The organism is Thalassospira sp. SM2505, from assembly GCF_054901115.1.
This window is the reverse complement of the sequence record NZ_CM142731.1, coordinates 1150368-1172834: the sequence shown is the minus strand read 5'-3', so window position 1 is coordinate 1172834 and position 22467 is coordinate 1150368. Positions and strand designations below refer to the sequence as shown.

21 protein-coding genes are annotated in these 22467 nt (G+C 50.0%); 7 read left to right on the top strand and 14 right to left on the bottom strand.

Features of this window, described 5'->3' with window-relative positions:
• Positions 1–490: 490 nt before the first annotated feature.
• The 13 genes from ACTU44_RS05270 to mntR form a co-directional block, all read right to left on the bottom strand.
• Entirely contained in the window at positions 491–1813 is a 1323-nt protein-coding gene (locus ACTU44_RS05270; RefSeq protein ID WP_462096856.1) for a glycosyltransferase, read from the bottom strand.
• A 52-nt stretch (positions 1814–1865) separates the two neighbouring features.
• Positions 1866–2810 carry a glycoside hydrolase family protein gene (locus ACTU44_RS05265; RefSeq protein WP_462096855.1) on the bottom strand — a complete coding sequence of 315 codons (945 nt, stop codon included), beginning with the start codon at positions 2808–2810 and terminating at the stop codon, positions 1866–1868.
• Between the two features lie 2 nt (positions 2811–2812).
• Positions 2813–3454, bottom strand: a complete 642-nt coding sequence (locus ACTU44_RS05260; protein ID WP_462096854.1) for a methyltransferase domain-containing protein — start codon at positions 3452–3454, stop codon at positions 2813–2815.
• Positions 3451–4122, bottom strand: coding sequence for an acetyltransferase (locus ACTU44_RS05255; RefSeq protein ID WP_462096853.1), 672 nt, complete (start codon positions 4120–4122; stop codon positions 3451–3453). Before ACTU44_RS05255 ends, ACTU44_RS05260 begins: the two co-directional genes overlap by 4 nt.
• 7 nt (positions 4123–4129) lie before the next feature.
• The gene (locus tag ACTU44_RS05250) at positions 4130–5173 is read right to left on the bottom strand and encodes a peptidoglycan bridge formation glycyltransferase FemA/FemB family protein (protein ID WP_462096852.1); all 1044 of its coding nucleotides are present in this window, start codon (positions 5171–5173) and stop codon (positions 4130–4132) included.
• A gap of 36 nt (positions 5174–5209) precedes the next feature.
• Positions 5210–6505 (bottom strand): ABC transporter ATP-binding protein, encoded by a 1296-nt coding sequence (locus ACTU44_RS05245; protein WP_462096851.1) that lies wholly within the window; start codon positions 6503–6505, stop codon positions 5210–5212.
• Entirely contained in the window at positions 6502–7245 is a 744-nt protein-coding gene (locus tag ACTU44_RS05240; RefSeq protein WP_462096850.1) for an ABC transporter permease, read from the bottom strand. Before ACTU44_RS05240 ends, ACTU44_RS05245 begins: the two co-directional genes overlap by 4 nt.
• Before the next feature lie 168 nt (positions 7246–7413).
• Positions 7414–9321: an asparagine synthase (glutamine-hydrolyzing) gene (gene asnB / locus ACTU44_RS05235; RefSeq protein WP_462096849.1), complete on the bottom strand. Its 1908-nt coding sequence runs from the start codon at positions 9319–9321 to the stop codon at positions 7414–7416.
• A gap of 70 nt (positions 9322–9391) precedes the next feature.
• Positions 9392–10387 carry an NAD-dependent epimerase/dehydratase family protein gene (locus ACTU44_RS05230; RefSeq protein WP_462096848.1) on the bottom strand — a complete coding sequence of 332 codons (996 nt, stop codon included), beginning with the start codon at positions 10385–10387 and terminating at the stop codon, positions 9392–9394.
• Between the two features lie 26 nt (positions 10388–10413).
• Entirely contained in the window at positions 10414–11538 is a 1125-nt protein-coding gene (locus ACTU44_RS05225) for a DegT/DnrJ/EryC1/StrS family aminotransferase (RefSeq protein ID WP_462096847.1), read from the bottom strand.
• Positions 11531–12115, bottom strand: coding sequence for an acyltransferase (locus ACTU44_RS05220; RefSeq protein WP_462096846.1), 585 nt, complete (start codon positions 12113–12115; stop codon positions 11531–11533). The genes ACTU44_RS05225 and ACTU44_RS05220 overlap by 8 nt, the downstream gene beginning before the upstream one ends.
• Positions 12112–13059 (bottom strand): Gfo/Idh/MocA family oxidoreductase, encoded by a 948-nt coding sequence (locus tag ACTU44_RS05215; RefSeq protein WP_462096845.1) that lies wholly within the window; start codon positions 13057–13059, stop codon positions 12112–12114. Before ACTU44_RS05215 ends, ACTU44_RS05220 begins: the two co-directional genes overlap by 4 nt.
• Before the next feature lie 318 nt (positions 13060–13377).
• A complete protein-coding gene (gene mntR / locus ACTU44_RS05210) occupies positions 13378–13812 on the bottom strand; it encodes a manganese-binding transcriptional regulator MntR (RefSeq protein ID WP_462096844.1) in 435 nt (144 codons plus the stop codon).
• 141 nt (positions 13813–13953) lie between these two features.
• Between mntR and ACTU44_RS05205 the strand changes: the two genes are divergently transcribed.
• From ACTU44_RS05205 to ACTU44_RS05185, 5 genes are all read left to right on the top strand, one after another.
• The gene (locus ACTU44_RS05205) at positions 13954–14928 is read left to right on the top strand and encodes a metal ABC transporter solute-binding protein, Zn/Mn family (protein ID WP_462096843.1); all 975 of its coding nucleotides are present in this window, start codon (positions 13954–13956) and stop codon (positions 14926–14928) included.
• 60 nt (positions 14929–14988) lie between these two features.
• Entirely contained in the window at positions 14989–15789 is an 801-nt protein-coding gene (locus ACTU44_RS05200) for a metal ABC transporter ATP-binding protein (RefSeq protein ID WP_114097931.1), read from the top strand.
• 49 nt (positions 15790–15838) lie between these two features.
• Positions 15839–17059 carry a metal ABC transporter permease gene (locus ACTU44_RS05195; protein ID WP_462096842.1) on the top strand — a complete coding sequence of 407 codons (1221 nt, stop codon included), beginning with the start codon at positions 15839–15841 and terminating at the stop codon, positions 17057–17059.
• Positions 17056–18006 carry a metal ABC transporter permease gene (locus ACTU44_RS05190; RefSeq protein WP_462096841.1) on the top strand — a complete coding sequence of 317 codons (951 nt, stop codon included), beginning with the start codon at positions 17056–17058 and terminating at the stop codon, positions 18004–18006. Before ACTU44_RS05195 ends, ACTU44_RS05190 begins: the two co-directional genes overlap by 4 nt.
• Before the next feature lie 92 nt (positions 18007–18098).
• Complete coding sequence (locus ACTU44_RS05185; protein WP_462096840.1) at positions 18099–19049, top strand: hypothetical protein; 951 nt, start codon at positions 18099–18101, stop codon at positions 19047–19049.
• A gap of 4 nt (positions 19050–19053) precedes the next feature.
• Here the strand turns inward: ACTU44_RS05185 and ACTU44_RS05180 are convergent, their stop codons facing one another.
• Positions 19054–20121, bottom strand: coding sequence for an SIP domain-containing protein (locus tag ACTU44_RS05180; RefSeq protein ID WP_462096839.1), 1068 nt, complete (start codon positions 20119–20121; stop codon positions 19054–19056).
• Between the two features lie 201 nt (positions 20122–20322).
• Between ACTU44_RS05180 and ACTU44_RS05175 the strand changes: the two genes are divergently transcribed.
• On the top strand, positions 20323–21177 hold the full coding sequence (locus ACTU44_RS05175) for a GNAT family N-acetyltransferase (protein WP_114097926.1): 855 nt from the start codon (positions 20323–20325) through the stop codon (positions 21175–21177).
• 487 nt (positions 21178–21664) lie between these two features.
• Positions 21665–22432 (top strand): motility protein A, encoded by a 768-nt coding sequence (locus ACTU44_RS05170; RefSeq protein ID WP_114097925.1) that lies wholly within the window; start codon positions 21665–21667, stop codon positions 22430–22432.
• Positions 22433–22467: the final 35 nt, after the last annotated feature.

Here is a 22467-nt window from a genome sequence, read left to right as displayed (position 1 = left end):
TCTTCCACATCTAAACCAAGTCGCATCCAAATACTATTCTATAGAATATCAGACTGATTACGGCTTTGTGTCCCTTCATTATTTACATGTCCCTGAATAGGGCTTAGCAAGCGAACGTACAAGAGTATTAATATCAACGCCTGATAACGTCCAGTTGCCAAAATTGTCCTGTGGGAAACGCGGATAGTATCGCGTTGGATTGGGGCGTGTATCTTGCTATGATTGAAATACTCGGGTTCCCACTTGCCCACGACAACCAAACGAAACATGCTCAGGACGTTTTTACACCAAAAAGCAACGACAACGGCGGTCATTTTGTGTGCTGATGGTTCCGCTCGAAGTACAGCTCAATTGATGAATGCCCCCAAATAGCGCAGCATGCTAGTGAAGTGAGCATCCAGAACCAACGGCAGAACGGACTGATCGGCAGTTAGATCCAGACAGAAAATCAAGTCATAAAACCTGTATAACCTTCCGAAACCACTACCTTCTATGCTTTAAAAATCTTCGCCAACTGAGACACGACGACAGATCCCGAGTGATGAGACTTTGCCCATTGGTATGCCTTCTCACCAGCAACGACCAGATCCGTTTCCCCATTACAACAGCCAATCAAGGCATTCTCAATGTCGTTCGCTGAGTGAACATTTAGCACAGGAGGCAAGTGTTCTTCGCCACCATACTGTTTAGCATCACACCACATGAGTACAGGACAACCTTGCCCCATCGCCTCAGCTCCTGTAGTCCCGTAATGACCCAAGGTCAAATTTTCAACAACCAAGTCGGACGCAGCCATCATCTTATACAACAGTTGCTTAGACAGAACATTTGGTAAAAAACTTGCCGAAACTGCATGGTCTTGGCATGTCTTCTTTAACTCCTCAAGTTGCGTTCCCCAACCACAAAAGACAAAAGAGAACTCTCGACTGATTTTCTTATTTTCTAGAGCTTTAACAAGCTTATCCTGACCTTTCCAAAAGTAGTCTATTCGCGTTGGGACAAAAACCAATTGCTTATCTGTCGACAATTTTACGCCTAATTTCGCGGAAAGCTCATCACGAAGCTTATGCTTTTGTTCAGCAGACAATGGTTTATTGATTGTTGTGCAAGTAGCGAGGTTGGCTCGCGACGGCCGAAGAGGACGGCATCTCGGCAAGAACGTCCGCTTCAAGAAGGATGAGCGCAAAAAAGTTGTTTGGTCAATGTACTTGTTATGTACACCAAAAGCTACGGCAGCATTGAAAGCACGTCTCGTTTCGTGTTCCCATTGATTTCCGTATAGCAGCTCCCTAACATTCACCCATGAAAAGAGATTGCGCTTTGGCGGTGTGATACGCATACAGCCTGCTGCGATCATTATATCACCGCCATGAGGCTGAATAACGTAAGGAACCCCGGACTCATGAGCCAAAATTGCAGCTTTAACCCCAGTTACAACAAGGAAATTACATTCACGCATTTTGCGTAAAATCGCCGCATCGTTCTTGGAAAAGCCCATTTTTTTTCTTAAAAGTTGAGAATACTCTTCCCCATCACACTCTTTAGCCAAGGCATCCCAAAGCCAGCTTTGTGCGCGCCACCCAAGTTCACTTTCAATGTCTGTCCATTTTTCTGCAGAATAATTATTGGACATCTGCAGCTCGCCAGTGGTCAATAAAAGTTCGCAGTCTTCCCACACCGGCTGGCTGACAGCATATGAAATATCACGCTCACGAATGAACGTTACTGTATGACCGTCTGCATCAAGTGCTTTCGCCATTAAATACAAATTATTGGCCAAGCCACCGTATAGGCCAATATTCATTTTTTTCATTTTTTATCCAGAACTCGACGTTAGAATATAAAGCTTTAAATTGTGTCCGGCCCTAAGACACAGCCAACCCTATACCGTCCCTACCAAATCCATTTCCATTATAAAACATGAAGCGTCTTCCTTGCCATTCAATCACGGCGGGATAAGACATGGCATCCGCATCCCAGCCGGATTGCGACAAATCTATACCAGACCTATTGTCAAGTCGGGTCCATTCCAGTCCGTCATCAGATTCGGCATATCCAATCCGGTAAAATCCATCTCCTGGATTATATCCGTACCAAGCTTGATATCCTTTCCCATCGGGTCTCACCCACGTACGCGATATATTACGTTCACGTTCGCCCGCATGATCAAGGGCTATATGCCCATGACGCAGCCAATGAATGCCATCTTCTGACTCAGCGTACTTTATGTGATAATTAGAACGTGGTCCCAAGCCTGTTTCGTCCCAGCTATAACCCGAAACGTACCACATACGCCACTTACTGTTTTCAAATAAAACGACAGGTGCCGTCACAAGACAGGGGTCGTATTCTGATCGTGCCATAATCGGAGCATTTTTATATTTCTCAAATGACAAACCATTATCCGTACTGATGGCAAGGCCAATGGATGCATAAAACAAGGGAGGACGTGGCCCTGAATTCCAGCCTATTGTATAGAGATGGACACGTTTCCCTATACGCACAACAGATGCCGCATATACGCCATCACTGTCAAAGTGGCCAAGCGGCCCAGGAGCTAACACAGGTCTCTTTGATACAGCAAGAACTTCGGTTGGGCGCTTCAAATCAATGTCGAATGACCCGACATGAGACCGATTGTTTTCGTCACGCGAGGCATAAAACACCCGATAGAGGCTATCATTAATTTGTAGAGGAACCGGCAGGCTGGCATGACTTTTACTCCAACTCAATGACGAATCCGGCGTAAAAATAAGCCCAAGTTTCTGCCATACGATGGAGTTAGACGCGCAACTTTGATCGTTCGTCATCTTCACGACTGCGAAGGTTGTTTTCTGACAATGATTGTCCATTCCCACAATGGATAATCATGCAAAAGGCTAACATGACGCGAATAGGTTCGCTTGCAATAATCGAAGAAAAAACCTGGATTTCCATAGAACAAGTGCGGCTCTTGCCAATCTACATATGAGGTCAACATATTAAATGCAAATCCTCGCTCAGAATTTTTATCCATGTTGTCAAGCGTACTTATTATGTATTCACGCCAAATTTCTTCATCTTTATCCTGCCTGACGTTGAATATTCCCGATGCAAAACTGTAATCTGCTTTTTGATTCAGTACAGGTTCATTAATCCATTGCACCGCTGCAGCATTAATTTGACGACGAGCTTCATCCAGCATAGTTTCGCTGATGTCATAGCCGCGAAACAGAGAGATTGGCACATCTTTCGACCTAAGGTATGTGTAAAAAGCACCATATCCGCAGCCAAGGTCATTTACTGATACAGGCTCCGACACGCCATCAAGCAAGCAGGCTAATTTATCAAACCGCAACATATGCGATTGAGTATCAGGCCACCCCACGCCTTTAGCCGTCACCCCGTGCTCAGCTAGACTGCTTGTATAAAGTTCCTCAATAAACTTGAGGTCAATATTTTGCTTGTTAATCATCGAAAAAAACTACTACTTGGTTTTGGGAATTTTTTTGTCCGCTCGGCAATATAGACTTCACTTGGTTTTGTGTTTTTCTGAATTAGACTACACGGCCCGATAATATTATCATCTGCAATGATGGTATCCTCAGAAATGGTAGAGTTAACCCCGACGAAACAGCGCGCCCCTACTTGACAATGCCCAGATACAACAACATGACTGGTTATAAAGCAAAATGGCCCAATATTTGAGTGATGGCCGATGTGATTCCCACTCCATAGTATTGTCCCATCACCAATAGTCACAAACGGCTGAATAGTATTATCTTCAAAGATAAATACGTTTTCCCCAATAACTGTATCACCCCACGTCGTGGCGCGGGAACTAACATAGCTCAATAACCTGTACCCTTTGGCCTGAGCTTCTGCTGCAAATTTTTCGCGTAATTGATTGAGCTTAACATAACCGACAGCAATAAACATATCGCATTCAGCTGGGGAGAACCTGTCCACAACGTCACTGAATGCCACAAGCGGCAGATCCCGAAAGGAATCACTACCCGCAGTGTCAAAGTGATCGTCACTGACCGTAAAACCAACAACCTTATAGTTGCTATCATTCTCAAGATAAAAATGAATTACTTCCGCAAGAGACCCAGTGCCGAAAATGATAGCATTTCTTTGCATTAGAAAATCACCCTACTGTATTATTCAATTCATTATATGGGACTACATAAAAATTTGGAAAGGCACCGTCAATGAATTTAGGGGTTTTCCGCAGCAGCGCCTTATCCTTCAAAAGGGTAAAATACCTGTAACTTCCGTCAATGGCAGCAAACTTTTTCTTAAACTGATATACACCGCCTTGCGATTGCCATGTCCCACCCCAGTTCCATTTCTTATAACCATTCTCGCGAGCTTCGACCATAGCGCGGAAGATAACCAGCGGTAGAGGATGGAGAGATCTAGCATCGTGCAAAGTGCCTGGAACAAAATATTCAACAGTATCATTAAAATACAGCAACAACAAAGCCGAGATACACTCAGCACCATGCATGGCTACGTATATATTGTAATCAACAGACTCTCTAAACCCGTTCTTAACAGACACAAAAAAATCTGAAGATTTTGTCTTTCCTCCTATTGCACTAATATTTTCACGATGAGTACTCTCAAGAAAACACCATGCATTATTATTAACCACAACATTAATATTATTGCGCAATGCTTTCTTTATGTTGCGCCGCGCCGATCCATCAAAAGAAGAAAAAAGTTGCTCTTCTGTCAGATCAATATTGGTGATTTGGCTTATTCGGTAGTCCATATACGTTGCTGGAACATCTGAGCCGAGTGGTCGTAAAGGGTTTTCCACGATGGTTGACGCAATCACGCTGGCGTCTTCCGTCTCTTTTATGTATTTACTTAATAGCTCCTTGGATGCGTCGTCCCTGCACGCCAAGATCCCTCCGTGACTACCAAAAAAAGGCAGTGAGTTCAGGACAGATTGACCATTTTGGGGACAAGATTTCATCAAGGGCAAAATACCAACGATGTTTTTATTATCGTCTACTGCTATCCAGTAGCGTTTTTCACATCCAAGCAATACACTTAAAAAGTGCCCGTAACGTCGTGTATAGTATATGAGACAGTCAGGATGTTCCCGGCAAAAAATGTCGTATTGATCATAATAGTCCGGTGAAAGTGGGATTATTGTAATACCGTTATGTTCTTTGTTCATTGTGTTGCCAGTGGTTTATTGATGCTCTGAAAGACTTCATTGTACGGCAACATTAGATGTTTCAACTTCCGAGAATACAGTATCCAATTCCATGATGTACGTTTGCGGTAAATCCTGACTACGCTTTATCTCAAACGAGACAATTCGATCCACAGAGCAGATGATATTGTGATCACCCGGCAATGGATCGAATTGGAATAACGCTACGCTTAAAAAATATGTTCCCATTCCAAGGGGCGGTGATTTTATATGAAATTGAAATGTACCCGTCCCTTGAAACGCTGCCCCATCATTCAAGAACTTCTTATCCAGATCACTTGTATACCCGGAGACAGCTTGCATTCTTGGTCCATCAAGGCGGAAACCAGCACATACCTGAGCGTGTACCGAATCCCCCTCCCAATTTACGCAAAAAATTATATCTTCGCCAACCTCAAAGACATATTTCTCTATATTACTCACATCCCGTAATGACACACTAGTGAAGCGAATCGGGGCATTTGCTATGACTTTTTCTGAAACATCCGTGAGATGGTCTTCATCGGAAGCCGGTAGATAAGACGTAATTTTCTCTGCCTCGATTTTGAAACGATCATTTTTTTCTTTCAGACAGGATCGTTCATATTTTTTTACAACATCATATGCATTGCCAATCGCAGCTAATTCACCTTTGTCAATCCAAAGTGCGCGCTGACACAATTCGATGATCAGATAGGTCGAGTGTGAGACAAAAAAGACGGTTGCCCCGGACTCACAAATTTCCCTGATTTTGCGCAAGCATTTACTGACAAAGTAGGCATCACCCGCAGCCAGAGCTTCGTCAACAACCAAGATTTCAGCTTCTACACTGATCGCTGTCGCAAAGGTCAAACGAGCCTGCATACCACTTGAATAGGTTCCAAATGGTTTGTCGATAACGTCGCCAAGCTCGGAGAATTCAATAATCCAGTCGACCTTACTTTCGATTTCTTCTCGCGACATACCAAAGCACATGCCGCCCATAACAATATTCTGGCGCCCTGTATAATCTGGACTGAATCCGGTACCTAGCTCAAGGATCGCCGAAATGCGGCCGTTGACATCGACTTTTCCAGACGTTTTTTCCAAGGTTCCGGAAATGATCTTCAACAATGTACTTTTGCCTGCGCCATTGGCGCCGATGACACCGACAACCTCCCCTTTACCGACCTCAAAGGAAATATTGTTTAGCGCCCAGTACTCTGAATGTTTTTTACGGCCGGTGAGTAGTTCTTTCAACAAATCGACTGGACGACTGTATACACGGTAAACCTTACTGAGGTTTTCAACTTTGATCGCAATATCGTTTGTCATATTGCATCTCCGAAATAAGGTTTGACCGCCTGAAAACTACGCGCGCCCAATGCATAGACAAACATGCCACCAACGAACGTGACCACCCACGCCTCTGGATGTTCCATCCTGCCGAAATACAATACATCCTGGAAACACCAGATAAGATAGCTGAACGGGTTAGCATAAATTACAGGCTGGAAGATCGAAGGTATCCAGTCAGGGAGGTAAACAACCGGCAGCAGAAACATGCCAGCAGTAAGAAACATGGTAACAAGTTCTCTAACGTCTCGAATGAATACTGTTGTAGCAGACAGCGCAAATCCAATTCCCAACAGCCAAAGAACCATTCCAAACACAACAACAGGAAGGAAAATATAGCTGAGCGGAATAGATCCGGTGAATACAAGATGATAGAGCAACAAAACAGCGATCATCACAATGAACGGAACGATACAAGCTATAACAGCCCTCGCTGCCAACACTTCCAGTGGGAACACAACCTGCTTAATGAGACTTTTGTTCTGCGTAAGAGCCGAGCACGATTTTGACAATGCCTGTTGGATGGTAAGCCAAGGGATAAGACCGCTTAGGATGTAGGTGGTGTAGTCCAAAGGCATCTCATGTGTGCCGCCAACTTTTGCTTTGAAAACAAAAGAAAAAACGAACACGTAAATCAACATCAAGAAGACCGGGTGCGCAATCAACCAAATACTGCCCATCATATGACCAGCATGTTGCTCGAACAGTTCTCGACGCAATTGCTCTCCGAGAAGACGCCGATAGGTTATCAACCTCTTTGAGGTATAGGACGTCGCTTCCCAAAACCGGCTTAAATTCAAGGCCCGTGCAATCATATTATCGCTTTCAGATTATTCATGTCTTTGCCTCACCCACAAACGTTGATATTGCGGCTTTTCGTGACAAACTTATGCCAAACGACCAGCAAAACCACTTGGCTGGTTACCGATATAGTGCTTGCACCATTCTTCAACGTTTAACAGGGACCAGATCAATAAGCGGCGGTTCGTCTTGCCCTCAAGATGCTCTGCGAGCAAGCCCTGAACCGTTTTACGATCCATAAAGTTCCAGATATATGCTTGATCGGAATAAAGGGTTTCACGCACGTAATCGATACTTTCCCCTTTGAACCAGCTCGCATCAGGAGCAGAAAATCCTTGCTTTTCTCGCTCTACAACTTCGCGCGGAACGTGACGCGCCATCGCCTTCCTCAACAAAAGCTTGCCGTCTTTCGCTTTCTGGAAGTATTTCGCGATTTTATTTCCGGCTTCATTTTCATCAACAGCGATAACTTCGTCCAATTTTCCAAGCTTCAGACGCGTCGGCAGCTTCATGGCAAAATCGACAAGGTCATTGTCAAGGAATGGCACACGTGTTTCAAGAGAATGCGCCATTGACAACTTATCCTCCACGGTTAAAAGACCGTGAAGGAACGTCCGTGCCTCAAGATATAGGGAATGGTTTACGTAATCTTCCGGGCGGGTCATTGTGTCAGCGTGAGAAACAAAAATATCGCGGAAGATGTCGCGTGTGGACACATGCGAGACTTTGTCCCAAACCGGTGAAAATACGTCCTTTATGATCCTGTTCGGGATCAAACGTTGCCAATATCCATAGTACTTTTCAACATAATGGTCGAAATCGTCATTGACCACAGCGCGATAATAGCGCCAAGGGTATCCACCGAAAATTTCATCACCGCCTGTACCAGACAAAACGACCTTATTGAACTTACTCGCCATTTGAGAAGCGTAGAAGTTGGGGTAGCTTTGCCCGACACGCGGCTCTTCAAGATGCCAAGCGAGGCGCGGCAGACAGCGCTCCATATCTCCGGCCTTAAGAACCATTTCATAATGCTCGGTACGGAAAGCATACGACATGCGTTCTGATGCTTCGCGTTCGTCAAAATTCAACTCCATACCGGAGGCTGAACTCAGATCAAAACCGCAAGTGAATGTACGCATATAAGAAAGCGAGTTTGACGCAATTGCCGTAACAGTTCCGGAATCCATTCCGCCGGAAAGATAAGCCCCCACATCAACATCAGATACCAGTTGCCTAGTTACCGCCTGTTCCATCAGGTGATCGAGCTCTTCAAGATAGGACTGCTCTGATCTTTCGAACTCAGGTTCCGCGAAATGATAATCCCAGTACCGAACAATCTCAGGAGAATCAAATGCGCCGGCATCTGCAGAAATACGGGCGTAGCTACCCGCAGGCAGCATTTTCACGCCTTTTAGCAGCGTTTTGTCCGTAAAGAAGTTCTGAAAGGTGAAGTATTCCAGCATCCCTTCTGAATCCACCTCAGATCGGAAATTTTCATGTCCGAGAAATGCTTTGGATTCAGAAGCGAAGAGGAGAGAACCGTTGCAGATCGTGTAATAAAGAGGTTTGATACCATAACGATCCCTTGCAAGGGTCATTTGCTTTTCTTTACGATCCCATAAAGCAAAGGCAAACATTCCATTGAAGCGATCAAGAGCAGAAATCCCCCATTCGGCCAACGCAGACAACAGAACTTCTGTGTCTGATTGGGAATGGAAATGATGGCCCTTGGCTTCGAGTTCCGTTCTCAGCTCTTTGAAATTATAGATCTCACCGTTGTAAGAAACAACGAAACGTCCGTCAGCTGTTTGCTTGGGCTGGTGGCCCCCCGGACTGAGGTCGATAATCGCCAATCTGCGATGCCCCAGCCCCACATTACCGTCAATCCAGTGCCCCTCACCATCGGGACCGCGATGGGCGATGAGATCCGTCATTCGTTTCAGGCTTTCTGGTGAGACAGGTGCTCCATCCAGATTTAATACGCCAGCCAATCCACACATTTCCGGAACTCATCCCCTATACGCTTTAGTTAGTCTTCAAAATGTTTGCTGCGCAAACAATTCAATCCCGCATCTTCGCACGACGTGCTTCAACTTCTGCGATATGGCTTTTACGCCACGCGATCAGTGCCTCCAATCCCTGGCGGAGGTCAAGACCTGCATTAAAGCCGATTTCTTCAGCTGCACGTTTCGGACAACCGATACGGTTACGGACAAGCGTTGCCTGGCTGCGCGGCGCATAGTTGATAGAAGCGTCACAACCGGTGATTTCGATCAGCATTTCCGCCAGTTCACGCAGTGAAGTACGCTTGCCTGTACCAACGTTATAGAAACGATCGACCGTATCACCTTTCATTGCGCAAACGTTTGCCTTTGCACAATCTTCAACGGCAACAAAATCAAATGCTTCGCTGCCGTCGCCAAGAATGGTCGGGCCTTCGCCACGATCGATCGCATCAAGCATTTTCATGATCACAGCAATATAAGCACCGTGATAATCCTGACGCGGTCCGTAAACGTTCATATAACGAAGACCAACGAACGGTAAACCGTAACGGTGGTGGTAGGAACGTGCCATTGCCTCACCAGCAATTTTGGTCGCGCCGTAGAAGTTTTTGTTATTGAACGGATGGTCTTCATCCATCGGCTCGGTAACCGCATCACCGTAAACCGATGCAGACGAGGAGTAGACAAGACGCTGAACATTGGACTTCACCGCAGCGTCCAGTACGTTAAACGTACCTTCGACGTTTACATTAAAAGCCGAGCGCGGAAACTCGTGGCACTGCAGCAACCACAAAGCAGCAAAATGGAATACACCGTCTTTGCCTTTCATGGCTGCTTCAAGCAGATCGGTCTGGCAAATGTCTCCACCCGCTTCGTAAATACGTACACGCGGATCTTTGAGAGCATCGCCCAAGTTTTCCATAGAACCACGGACAAAGTTGTCATAGACAACAATTTCTCCAACATCTTCTTTCGTGAGAAGATCAACTGTATGAGAACCAATCAGCCCGGCTCCCCCAATGACCAGCAGCTTTTTGCCTCTAATATCCATTTGTATTACCTCGTAAAGTCTGTTGACTATTTGCAGGCCGAAACAACAGTTTCCACAACCCGCTGAATTTGTTCTGCATTAAGATAAGGGTGCATCGGAATGCTGATCACGCTTTCTGATAAACGCTCGGAAACAGGAAGTCGTTCTTCCGCCATCGGGAACGCTTTGTATCCCGTTTGCAGGTGCATAGGCAACGGATAGTATATCGCCGTTGCTATACCTGCTTTTCCGCACACTTCCTGGATCTTAGATCTGTCTTCAGAAACCAAAGTGAATTGGGCCCAAACCGATTTAAAACCCTCAGGAACAGTTTGACATTTTACGTAACCAGATAGCGCCTCGGCATATTGACTTGCAATAACATTACGTACCTCGATCTCACTCTCAAATATTGCAAGCTTCTCAAGCAAAATTGCCGCTTGCAATGTATCAAGACGACTGTTCAAGCCTAGCCGCACGTTATCATATTTTTGCTCACCTTTCCCGTGGAACCGCAAGGAACGCAGCAAAGCGTCCTTATCCGGGTCCGAAAGCATGATCGCGCCACCATCACCGTAACAACCAAGCGGCTTTGCAGGGAAAAAGCTTGTCGTCGTATAATCGGCCAAAGTTCCAACGCGCTTGCCGCCAAGTTCAGCACCAAAGCTCTGAGCCGCATCTGCGATCAAAATCATACCTTCGCGGTCAGCAATCTCACGCAAAGCGGGATAGTTTGACGGAAGACCAAACAAGTCCACAGCAATGATCGCACGCGGCTTGAGCGCAAGGGCACGAGCCTTCTCGATTCCAACCTCAAGGCTCTTGGTGCACATAGTAAAAGTATCGGGATCAACATCGACGAAGATCGGCGTTGCCCCAGTACTTGGAATAATTTCGGCTGTTGCAACAAAGGTAAATGATGGAACTAGAATAGCATCCCCTTCACTTACACCTTCTGCCATCAGGATCAAGGAAAGTGCATCCGTACCATTTGCACAAGTGACAGCAAAATCAGCCCCCGAGAAGGCTGCAAGTTTGCTTTCTAGCTCTGTTACTTCTGGGCCGAGAATATAGCTACCATGATCAAGCACACGAGAAACAGCGGCTTCAATACGGGCACGAATCATTTCTTGCTGACGAGCAAGATCAATCAACGCAATTTGCTCAGGCACTTACGACTTCCTCCAGAGAACCTTCCGCACTCAACCGGTACTGCCTACCCTCTCGCGGGCAAATCAGATCATCGCCCAGCATTTCACCAGCATGACTTGCCCAGCCAATACGTCGAGCAGGAACACCCGCCATCACTGCAAACTTTGGTACATCCCGGGTTACAACAGCACCAGCACCAATAAATGCATATTCGTTGATTGTCACACCGCAAACAATTGTGCAATTAGCCCCAAGAGAAGCCCCTCTCTTCACCAGAGTATTTTTGTATTCGTCCTTTTTCTCAACACCTGCCCGAGGGTTGATGACATTGGTGAAAACCATACTCGGGCCACAGAAAACTTCGTCTTCCAACGTCACATTATCGTAAATAGAGACGTTATTTTGAACCTTTACGCGATCACCCAAGACAACCTTGTTACCGACGAAAACATTCTGCCCTAAAGAACATCCTGAACCAATGCGTGCGCCGCCACACACATGAACCCAATGCCAGATACGACTACCACCTCTGATCTCAGCACCTTCATCAACAATTGCCGTTTCATGAATGAAGGCTGAAGCGTCTATCTTTGTCATCGTTTTACATTTTTACAGAATGGGTGAAAGTCGCCAGTCAACGCCACAGGGGTCATTTGACGAATATCAAAAACCGTTTCAATGCAGGCTCTAGCATCTTCAATTCCAAAACCGCCACCTGAAAGAATGTCGCGGTAGCTCTCGGTATGCAATTCTGTAAAGCCCTCAGAGAACTCGAGCTCTTCATCCTCAATCAGAATGGAGCGATAAGTTCTCTTCCCCACATCCTTGGCTTCTGCTGGCAGGTATTCAGGATTAATTGACAGGAACCAGCGCACACGTGCGCGATCATATTCCAAGTATCCTGATGCCACATCCGCTTCATGGAGATGCACAACGTTTTTGCGAACAGCACCAAACACCCATCCAAGCATATCGAAGAAATGCACGCCAATATTGGAAGCGATACCACCAGATTTCTTAGTGTCACCTTTCCAGCTCACACCGTACCAGTGCCCCCGCGAAGTCAGATAGGTCAGATCAACATCAAAAACCTTGTCTTTCGGCGCATTCGCAACCTTATCTCGCAAGGCCTTGATCGCCGGATGCAACCGCAGCTGCAAGATGTTGTATATCTTTGCATCGCCTTCGCGTTCGATTTCAGAGAGCGCATCTACGTTCCAGGGCGTTAGTACCAATGGCTTTTCACAAATCGCATGCGCCTGGTTTCGAAGCGCGTGGCGAATATGAGCATCATGCAGATAATTTGGAGAACAGATACTGAAATAGTCCACCCCAACACCTTGTCGACGCAACAAATCGACATGGCGATCAAAACGCTCAAACTCCACAAAAAAATCAGCATCCGGAAAATGACTATCAATGACGCCCACGGAATCATTGGGATCAAATGCAGCAACCAGGTTGTTCCCAGTATCCTTGATCGCCTTCATGTGGCGCGGGGCAATATACCCGGCGGCACCAACCAAAGCAAAGTTCGTCATTTTCGTCTTTCAATCTCTCTTATCAAGCAAGGCTCGGAGCATGCACTTCTGCACAAAAACCCTAATTTACACAATAGTATTTTCGAACAACGCGAGACACGTCCGCGCCCAAGACTTTCAACGGGAAACCACCCACCCAAAAGGATAGCAAACCAACGACACAGCCACGCAGGAATACTCAAGAACGACTTTGGATCAACCTCAAGACTCTCCTCTAAAGAGTAGGGCGCTCGACAAAGCACCAGGCAAAAGAAGCCCCCACCCCAAAAAGGCAAACACCACTCTTAGAACATCATGACCGAGAAGAAGCACGCTGAACTAACCGGAACTCTTCGCGACCCCATCAAACACCGCCAGCGTCTCCTCGCTGACATGGTGCTCTATCCCCTCGGCGTCGAATTCCGCGATTTCGGGGTCGACGCCGATCGAGACGAGGAAGTTATAGACGATCTGGTGACGTTCGCGACATTTTTTGGCGAGGGTTTCGCCTTTTTCTGTCAGGAAAATTGACCGGTACGGACGGGATGTGACAAAGCCGTCGCGCTCCAGGCGCTTGATGGTGTTATTGACCGTGGCCGCCGTCACGCCAAAGCGTTCGGCAAGAGCGACAGAGCGGGCCTCGCCTTCCTCGGCGATCAGGTCACCGATCATTTCAACATAATCCTCGGTCACTTCGCGGGCATGCGCATCACGCAAACGGGCAAAGACTTCGGCCTTGTTGTGACGCGGGTTAACCGCCGTATCGTCGCCCATTGATCTCTCCAAAATCTGTCCCGAAACCCTTCATAACAACTAAGATTGCAAAAATCAATTTAGCCTTGACTAACTTTAAAAGTCCGCACATAAATAGTGGGTATTTGCTGGAGTGATTTCAATTTGCTTTCAGGACCGTCAATGAGCCTTTTCCGATCCGCCCGCGCCCTGTTCCTGACCGCAGGCCTCCTTGTTTTCGGAGCGCTTGGCACCCTTGGTCATGCGAAAGCCAAACCGATCAATGTGGTTGCCACCACCTCGATGATTGCCGATGCCGCCCGCCAGATCGCTGGCGATCGCGCCGAGGTCAAGGCGCTGATGGGTCCCGGTGTCGATCCGCATTCCTATCGCCAGACCCGAAGCGATATTGCCGCCATGGCGCGTGCCGATCTGGTTCTGTGGCACGGACTGTATCTTGAAGCGCAGCTTGAAGAATTCTTCCTTGATCTGGAAAAACGCCGCAATGTCGTCGCGGTTGGCGAAGCCGTCGACAAATCAAAACGTCTGAGCCATGCCGAATATGAGGGGCGCTATGACCCGCACGTCTGGATGGATCCGCAATTGTGGGAAACCGTTGTCTATGCGGTGCGCGATGCCCTGATCAAGACCGATCCGGAAGGCGAAGCCACCTATCGCGCCAATGCGGACAAGCATGTTGCCGATATCGAAAAGCTGATCGATTACATGAAGACCGTGACCGTCACCGTGCCGGAAAAAAGTCGGGTTCTTCTGACCGCGCATGATGCATTCAGCTATTTCGGGCGCGGCTATGATTTCGAAGTTCTGGGTATTCAGGGCATCTCAACAGAATCCGAAGCAGGCCTTCGCCGGGTCGAGGAACTGGTCAACACCATTGTCGATCGCAAGATTTCAGCCGTATTTGTCGAAAGCTCGGTCCCGGAACGCAACGTGCGCGCCCTGATCGAAGGGGCCGAAGCCCGCGACCAGAAGGTCGTGATTGGCGGCACGCTATTTTCCGATGCGATGGGTGAACCCGGTACGTACGAGGGTACCTATATCGGCATGATTGATCACAACGTCACCCTGATCACCCGCGCCCTTGGTGGTAATGCCCCAGAAGGCGGTTTTCAGGGCAAGCTGGCCGCAGCATCGTGAGACAATGATATTCTAGCGTCCCCCGAAACCACGCACGCACACGGAAACAAGGAAGCCCCCATGAGCAATGCCAAACTGGTTGCAGAGTCCGGCAAGATACTTGATGTCGCGCCCAAGGATGCACCGCTTACCGTGCGCGGGCTGACGGTTTCCTATGGCAACAAGCCGGCGGTTTTTTCGGTGGATGCCTCGATCCCGGCCGGATCCATGACCGCGATCATCGGTCCGAACGGTGCGGGCAAATCCACATTCCTTAAAGGTGCGCTTGGTGTTGTGCCGCGCCTGTCTGGTGAAGTCCGGATATTTGGCAAACTGTTTGCCGAGGCCCGCGACCGGGTGGCCTATGTACCCCAGCGCGCCAGCGTTGACTGGGATTTCCCCGCCCGCGTCATTGATGTTGTCCTGATGGGGCTTTACGGATCGGTCGGGCTGTTTCGTTTGTGGCAATCGCGCCATCGCGAACAGGCCATGGAATGCCTGGAACGCGTTGGTATGGCAGATTTCGCTGACCGCCAGATCGGCCAGCTTTCCGGCGGTCAGCAGCAGCGCGTGTTTCTTGCGCGCGCCCTGGCACAAAATGCCGAGTTTTATCTGCTTGATGAACCCTTTGCCGGGGTCGATGCCGCCACCGAACGCGCGATTGTTTCCGTACTCAAGGAATTAAAGACCGAAGGGCGCACCGTTGTCTGCGTGCATCACGATCTTTCGACCGTGCCGGAATATTTTGACCGCGTGCTTCTGATCAATGTCCGACGCATTGCCGAAGGTCCGGTCGAAACCACCTTTACGGCCGAAAACCTTCAGGAAACCTATGGCGGACGTCTGGCCGCCACCCATATCGACGAATTGCATCTGGCCTGAGACACGCCACGAAAAACCGAGACGCCAGACAGACCCCCGGGACCCCGACATGAGTTTTCTGGATTATTTCATAAACGCCCTGTTCCTTCAGGCCGGATATAACAGCGCCCTTGTCGCCATCGGTGCCGGGTTGCTTGGTCTGTCTGCCGGCAGTGCCGGGGCATTTATCTTTCTGCGCAAACGCGCCCTTGTTTCCGATGCCATCAGCCATGCTACCCTTCCCGGGGTCGGAATTGCCTTTATGATCATGGTGGCGTTCGGCAGTGATGGCCGTTGGCTTCCGGGGCTTATCATCGGATCCGCCATTTCATCCGCCATCGGGCTTTTGATGGTCGAATGGATCACGCGCAAAACCCGCCTGACCGAGGATGCAGCCATTGGCGCGGTGCTTTCGGTGTTTTTCGGATTTGGCATTGTCCTTTTGACAGTGATCCAGACCATGTCATCGGGCCGTCAGGCCGGGCTTGAAAACTTCCTTCTTGGCTCAACCGCCGGGATGCTGATTTCCGAGGCAACAACCATTGCCGTTGCCGGTGCGCTGGCCGCGGCTTTTGTATTCCTGTTACGCCGTCCGATGACGCTTGTGGCGTTTGATCCGGAATATGCCGCGACCACGGGCGTCAATGTGCGCAACATTGATCTGGCGATGATGGGGCTTGCCCTGATTGTGACCGTGATCGGGCTTAAGATTGTCGGTCTTATCCTGATTGTTGCGCTTCTGATCATTCCGCCGGTAACCGCGCGGTTCTGGACCAATCAGGTCGGGCTGATGATCGGGATTGCGGCAATCGTTGGCGGACTTTCGGGCTATATCGGTGCGGTTCTGTCGGCAGCCGAGGCATCGCTTCCGACCGGGCCGATCATTGTTCTGATTGCGTTTGGTTTCTTCCTGTTTTCAGCACTGTTTTCGCCCTTGCGCGGCGGGCTTGCTTCCGCCCTTCGTCATCAACGCTTTCAGCGCCGGGTTCATCGCCGTCAGGGATTGCTGTCGCTCGCCCGTCGCGAGCCGATCTATGACGGGCTAACTCTTCGCATCCTGCGCCGGTCGGGCATGATCCGTCGTGACGGCGTTGCCACCGCACGCGGCCGGATTGCCGCCCAGAAGGCCGCCCGTGACGAAGCGCGCTGGGCAATTGCGCGTCGCATGCTGCCCGATGATTCCGCCATTGAACGCTATGACGGCCTGACCCCGATTGAACAGATGATGACACCCGACCAGATCGCCGAGATTGATCGCATGATCGCAGCCCAGCAAGGAGCCAAGGCATGATTGATGATCTGATCACGGCCCTTGGCGCGGAATTCGTTCAGCTGAGCCTGACCCCGATTGTCATCGGCATTCTGGCCGCTGTAGCCTGCGCGCTTCCGGGCAATTTCCTGTTGCTGCGCCGTCAGGCCCTGATTGGCGATGCCATCAGCCATGTGGTTTTGCCCGGTATTGTCGGGGCCTTTCTGGTGACCGGCACAATCACCGCCGTTCCGATGATGATGGGAGCTGGTGTTGCCGCGATTGTTGCGGTCGTGATGATCGAGATCGTCAAACGTCTTGGCCGGGTCGAGCCGGGGGCAGCGATGGGGCTGGTCTTTACCACCCTGTTTGCCGCTGGTGTTCTGTTTCTGGAAATCACCGATACCAGTTCGGTACATATCGATGTGCAGCACGCACTTCTGGGCAATCTCGAAAGCCTGATCTGGTTTGATGCCGAAGGCTGGGGATCGCTTCTTGATCCTGCTGCCCTTTCGACCCTGCCGCCGCAATTGCCGCGCCTTGCCATCGTTCTGGTCGGGATCGGGCTGTTCATTCTGCTGTTCTGGAAAGAACTGAAAATTTCGACATTTGATGCGGCCTTTGCCGAGGCAATCGGCATTCGCACCAGACTTTTAAGCTTTGCACTGGTTGTGGCCACCGCGATTGCCGCCGTGGCGGCCTTTGATGCGGTCGGATCGATCATTGTGATTGCGATGTTTGTCTGCCCGCCAGCCAGTGCGCGCCTGATGACCAATCAGCTTGGCCGTCAGGTGGGCTGGTCGGTCATCTTTGCTACCATTTCGGCCATTCTGGGATATGTCTTTGCCGGATACGGCCCGGGCTGGTTCGGGTCCCCCTTTGCAGTCAGTGCCGCGGGCATGATTGCCACCATTTCGGGGATCATCCTGATCCTGACCTGCCTGTTCGGGCCAGAGCGCAAACGCACCGGTCAACGCGCCGAGGCCTGATCTCGATCCGGATTATCCGGGCTATCGGGACCAAATGGCCTTGGCCGTGGTTTACTATCGTCTCCGGGCGTGATCGCGGCCATAATCACGGCATGAACAGATTTCATCTTTCCCTGATCACAATCCTGATGACGGCAAGTTTGGCGTGCGCGGTCACCATATCCGCGCAGGCACAGGCACAAGCACGCTTAACTGTCAGCGACAGGACAACGGACAGCATCGCCACGGAACTTTTGCAGTTTGGCGATATTGATCTGTTTGTCTTTGCCAATCGGGCTGCGTTTCTGGCACGCATGAATGAAACGCTTGGCCTTGGCAATATCAGGGATCCGGACACCACCTTTGCCAGCCTGCCACGATCCCCCTTTACCGTGACCGGGCGCAAGAATGGCAAACCGATTGCGTCCTGCCAGATTTTTGTTCCGGCCAATATCACCCCTGAAAGCGGCAATGAGATTTTTGCCCAATTGATGCGTGGCTGGTTCGGGCCGCATCTGTCCTATGAAACCAGCGCCGGACTGACATATCGCTGGCTGATCTATCATGAAGTGCGCCACTGCAAGCCTGATCATTTTGGGGATGAGGATGTCAAAAGCCACGACGACGAGCTCAACGCCGATCTGTTTGCCTTTGACCAATTGGCAACCCCGGAAAATCGCGCCGCACTGGCCAGAGACATTATCGGCTTTCGCATCATCACATCAGCCCTGTTTGCCGATAAATCGCATATGACCGGGCTGTCCCTTAAACATGCGCTTGATCCCGAAGGCCGTGACCAAAACCCGGATAAGGCGGAGGAAATCGCTGCATTTGTGAACACACGCCAGATGATCGGCAATCAGGCCAGGGCGATTGCAGCACAGGCCACGCCAACCAGTCTGGAACTGATCCGGGCGATTACCGAACTTCGGGAAAAATCAGAAGCCGGAACGCTACAATCCAATGATCAGCATATGGGTAAAATCCTGATTGAACTCGACGATGCCATTGCCCGGTTTGCCCCCCGCCTTCATGCATCGGTCGCAACCAGACGCCCCGACTGATCAATCAGGCCCCGGTTTTACGCCAGAAGGTCATCGCCACACAGTCATCACGCGACAGACCAAGTTCCTTGCGCCAGTAGGTATGGATCGGCTTGTAGTCCCCCTGCTCCACCCCGGCCCAGCAATAGACCTTGCAACTATCCTTGGGCACATCAATGGCGCGGATCGCATCCTGGATCAGGCTGTGGGTGATTTCCGCGACACTGTCACGCAAAAGCCAGGTGACTTTGATCCGGCTTCTGGTGGCAACCGGGATGATGTCATCCTTGCCCCCGACCTCGATCAGGGCGTGCCCCGTCACATGTTCCGGCATTTCATTCAGATAGCGACCAATGGCCGGAAATGCTGTTTCATCACCGGCAAACAGGAACCAGTCGGCGTCAGGCAATTCATTACCAAGCGGCCCGGTCATGGCAACAAGGTCGCCCTCGGATGCATGAAGGGCAAAGGATGACCCCGGCCCGTTATCACCATGCATGACGAAATCGACATCGATCCAGCCGGCATCCGCATCCATGCCGCGAATGGTATAGACGCGCTGTTCCACGGTGTCCTCGCCACTTGGCCAGACCGGCAGACCGTTTTCGGCAAGGGTCGGCCATTTCGGATCGGTTTTGCCGCGTGGCGGGATCATCAGACGCACATGAATGCCATCCTGATCATAAGCGCCCAGATCAACACCATGCAAACGCAGACGGCGCATATGCGGAGACAAATCCGTGATCTTGCCCACCGTCAGTTCACGAAAGTTCGGAAGCTTGCCATTGCCTTGCCCCGCACCTTTCCAGCGACAATCGATATTGGTGCCCGGTGCCACCCCCTGAAGCAGGGAAAGGATCGCGGCCTTCATCTGCACCACGCCGACTTCGGTCGTCGCACCGACTTCTATATCAAGCCCGTCCTTGTCGCTTCGCAATTCGATATGCCCGATTGAAACCGAAATGCGTGTCGCGGTGTCATCACCCTGCACATCGCAATCATGACTTTTGTAATAATCTGCGGTCTGCCGGATCAGGGCGGCGCATTCAGGCAGCGCAATGCGCGTTGTCGCAGTCAGGATGGGCGAAGGCATATGGGCCTCGAGGAAGTTGATATGGTGGGGAACTGTCAATGGCTATTGATAATAAAAATGATAGGCATTCTCAATAAAATTTATCGGGAATTTTGCCCGACCATGCTAGATGTGTATCGAAATCGACATTGTGCAGAACAGGATCAGGATCCTGACCGCGCTCACCGACCTATCTGATTCCGGAAGATTGAAGATATCGACATGACAGACAAGATCCGCCGCCTGAAATCCTTTGAGTTTCCGCTTGCTGTTGAGTGGGCTGCCAATGAAGGCTGGAACCCCGGACTTTCCGACGCCGAGGTATTTTTCAATACCGATCCTGACGGTTTCTGGGCCGCCTTTGACAAACAGGGCATGGCTGCGGTGATTTCGGCCGTCCAATACAGTTCGGATTACGGCTTTGTCGGTTTTTATATCTGTCGCGAAGATCGTCGCGGATCGGGACTTGGTTACAAACTGTGGCAGACGGCACTGGAAAACAGTGTGATGAAAACCATCGGACTGGATGGCGTTGTCGATCAACAGGATAATTACCGCAAGTCGGGCTTTGAGCTTGCCCATCGCAATATCCGTTACGCAGGTATCATCACGGCCACAGAAACCGCCCTGCCGGAAGATATTTTCACGCTGAAGATTGATGATATTGCAGTTGTTGATGCCTTTGAGCAGACCTGCAATCTGTTTGGCGAAAGCCGCATCGAATTTCTACGTGGCTGGCTGGGCAATGAAAATCACACCGCCCTTGCACTTAAGGGCCCGATGGGCCTTCGCGGTTACGGAGTCATTCGTCCCTGTAAACAAGGTCACAAGGTCGGGCCGCTTTTTGCCGCCAATCTTGAAGATGCCAGAACCCTGTTTGACGCTCTTTTGCAAAGCCGCAAAGATCAGAGTGACAAGGTCTATCTCGATATCCCCGAACCCAACCAGGCAGCCCGTGAACTGGTCGATGCCCATCAGATGGTTGCCGAGTTCGAAACCGCACGCATGTATAAGGGACCTGCGCCAACCCTTGACCTTGATATGACATTTGGCATTTCGTCATTCGAACTGGGATGATCGGGGATACGTAACGGGCCTGTCTTTAAGGATGGGCCCTTTGTGTATCTGCGGCCTGTCTAACCCCTGATCCGGTGCCGGTGTTGACCGTATCAAGGACATCCTCCTTCGTCTCCAGATCAAGTTCGATTATCCTTACGACTGGGTTGAGCCCGATGCGTATTTCTGGCAACAAACATTTAATGCCAAAGGTATAGCGCCTCCTAACCTGATGCCGTAATTTTACAATCGGGTGCTTCTTTTTGTTCGGGTGATTACGCGCGCGGATGCAGGAAGTTGTTACCCGGTTCTGGAAAACAGGTGATGGAAACCCAATTTTGTGGAGTGTAACAAACCTGAATTCCAATTCGGTGCGGTGCCGCCCAGATCATTTTGCTGGCGGGCCTCGTATGACAGTTCATTATTTCAATCACCATCGCGCGATGTCAGACCCTTTTTCAGACACGCTTCGAGCCAAAAGTTTTAACGCCGGATACAAAAAACCGACATGGATATAGCGACACTCATTGGGATCATCGCCGGGGCTGGCGTTATTTTTGGCGCCATCTTGATGGGCGGGAGCCTTGATTCATTTGTTGATGTGCCATCCATTATGGTTGTGTTTGGCGGAACCGCTGCGGCAACCCTGATCAAATTCCCGATGCGCGACGTGGTCAAGTCGCTCAAGATCGGGGTGGGGATCGCTTTCAAGAACCCCAAGGAAGACCCGCTCTCGATCTATGAAAAGGCGATTGAGCTGGCCGCTCTGGTACGCAAGAACGGCCTGCTTGGTCTCGAGAATGTCGAGGTCGAAAACGAGATCATGGCGCGCGGCATCCGCATGTGTGTCGATGGCCATAGCGGCGAAGTGATCCGAAGCTCGATCTCGAGCGAAGTCGAAAAATCGATCCAGAATGACGAGCTGGGCGAATTGATGTTCCGTGGCATTGGTGACACGGCCCCGGCCTTCGGGATGATCGGGACACTGGTCGGTCTGGTACAGATGCTTGCCAACCTGTCCGATCCCGATGCCATTGGTCCGGCCATGGCGATTGCGATGCTGACCACATTCTATGGTGCGGTTCTGGCCAACCTGATTGCATTGCCGATTGCCGACAAGCTGGCCCTTAAGGTCGACCGGCTCCGCAATACCAAGCAGCTGATCATTGAATCGGTCGTTCAGATCCAGGCCAGCCAGAGCCCGATGGTCATGAAGGAAATTCTCGGTCCCTATCTTCCGGGCGGTGTCCCCGCCGACGAGGATGCAGGAGCATGATGATGGCCTCATCTGCGACACAGGTAACGGTCTAG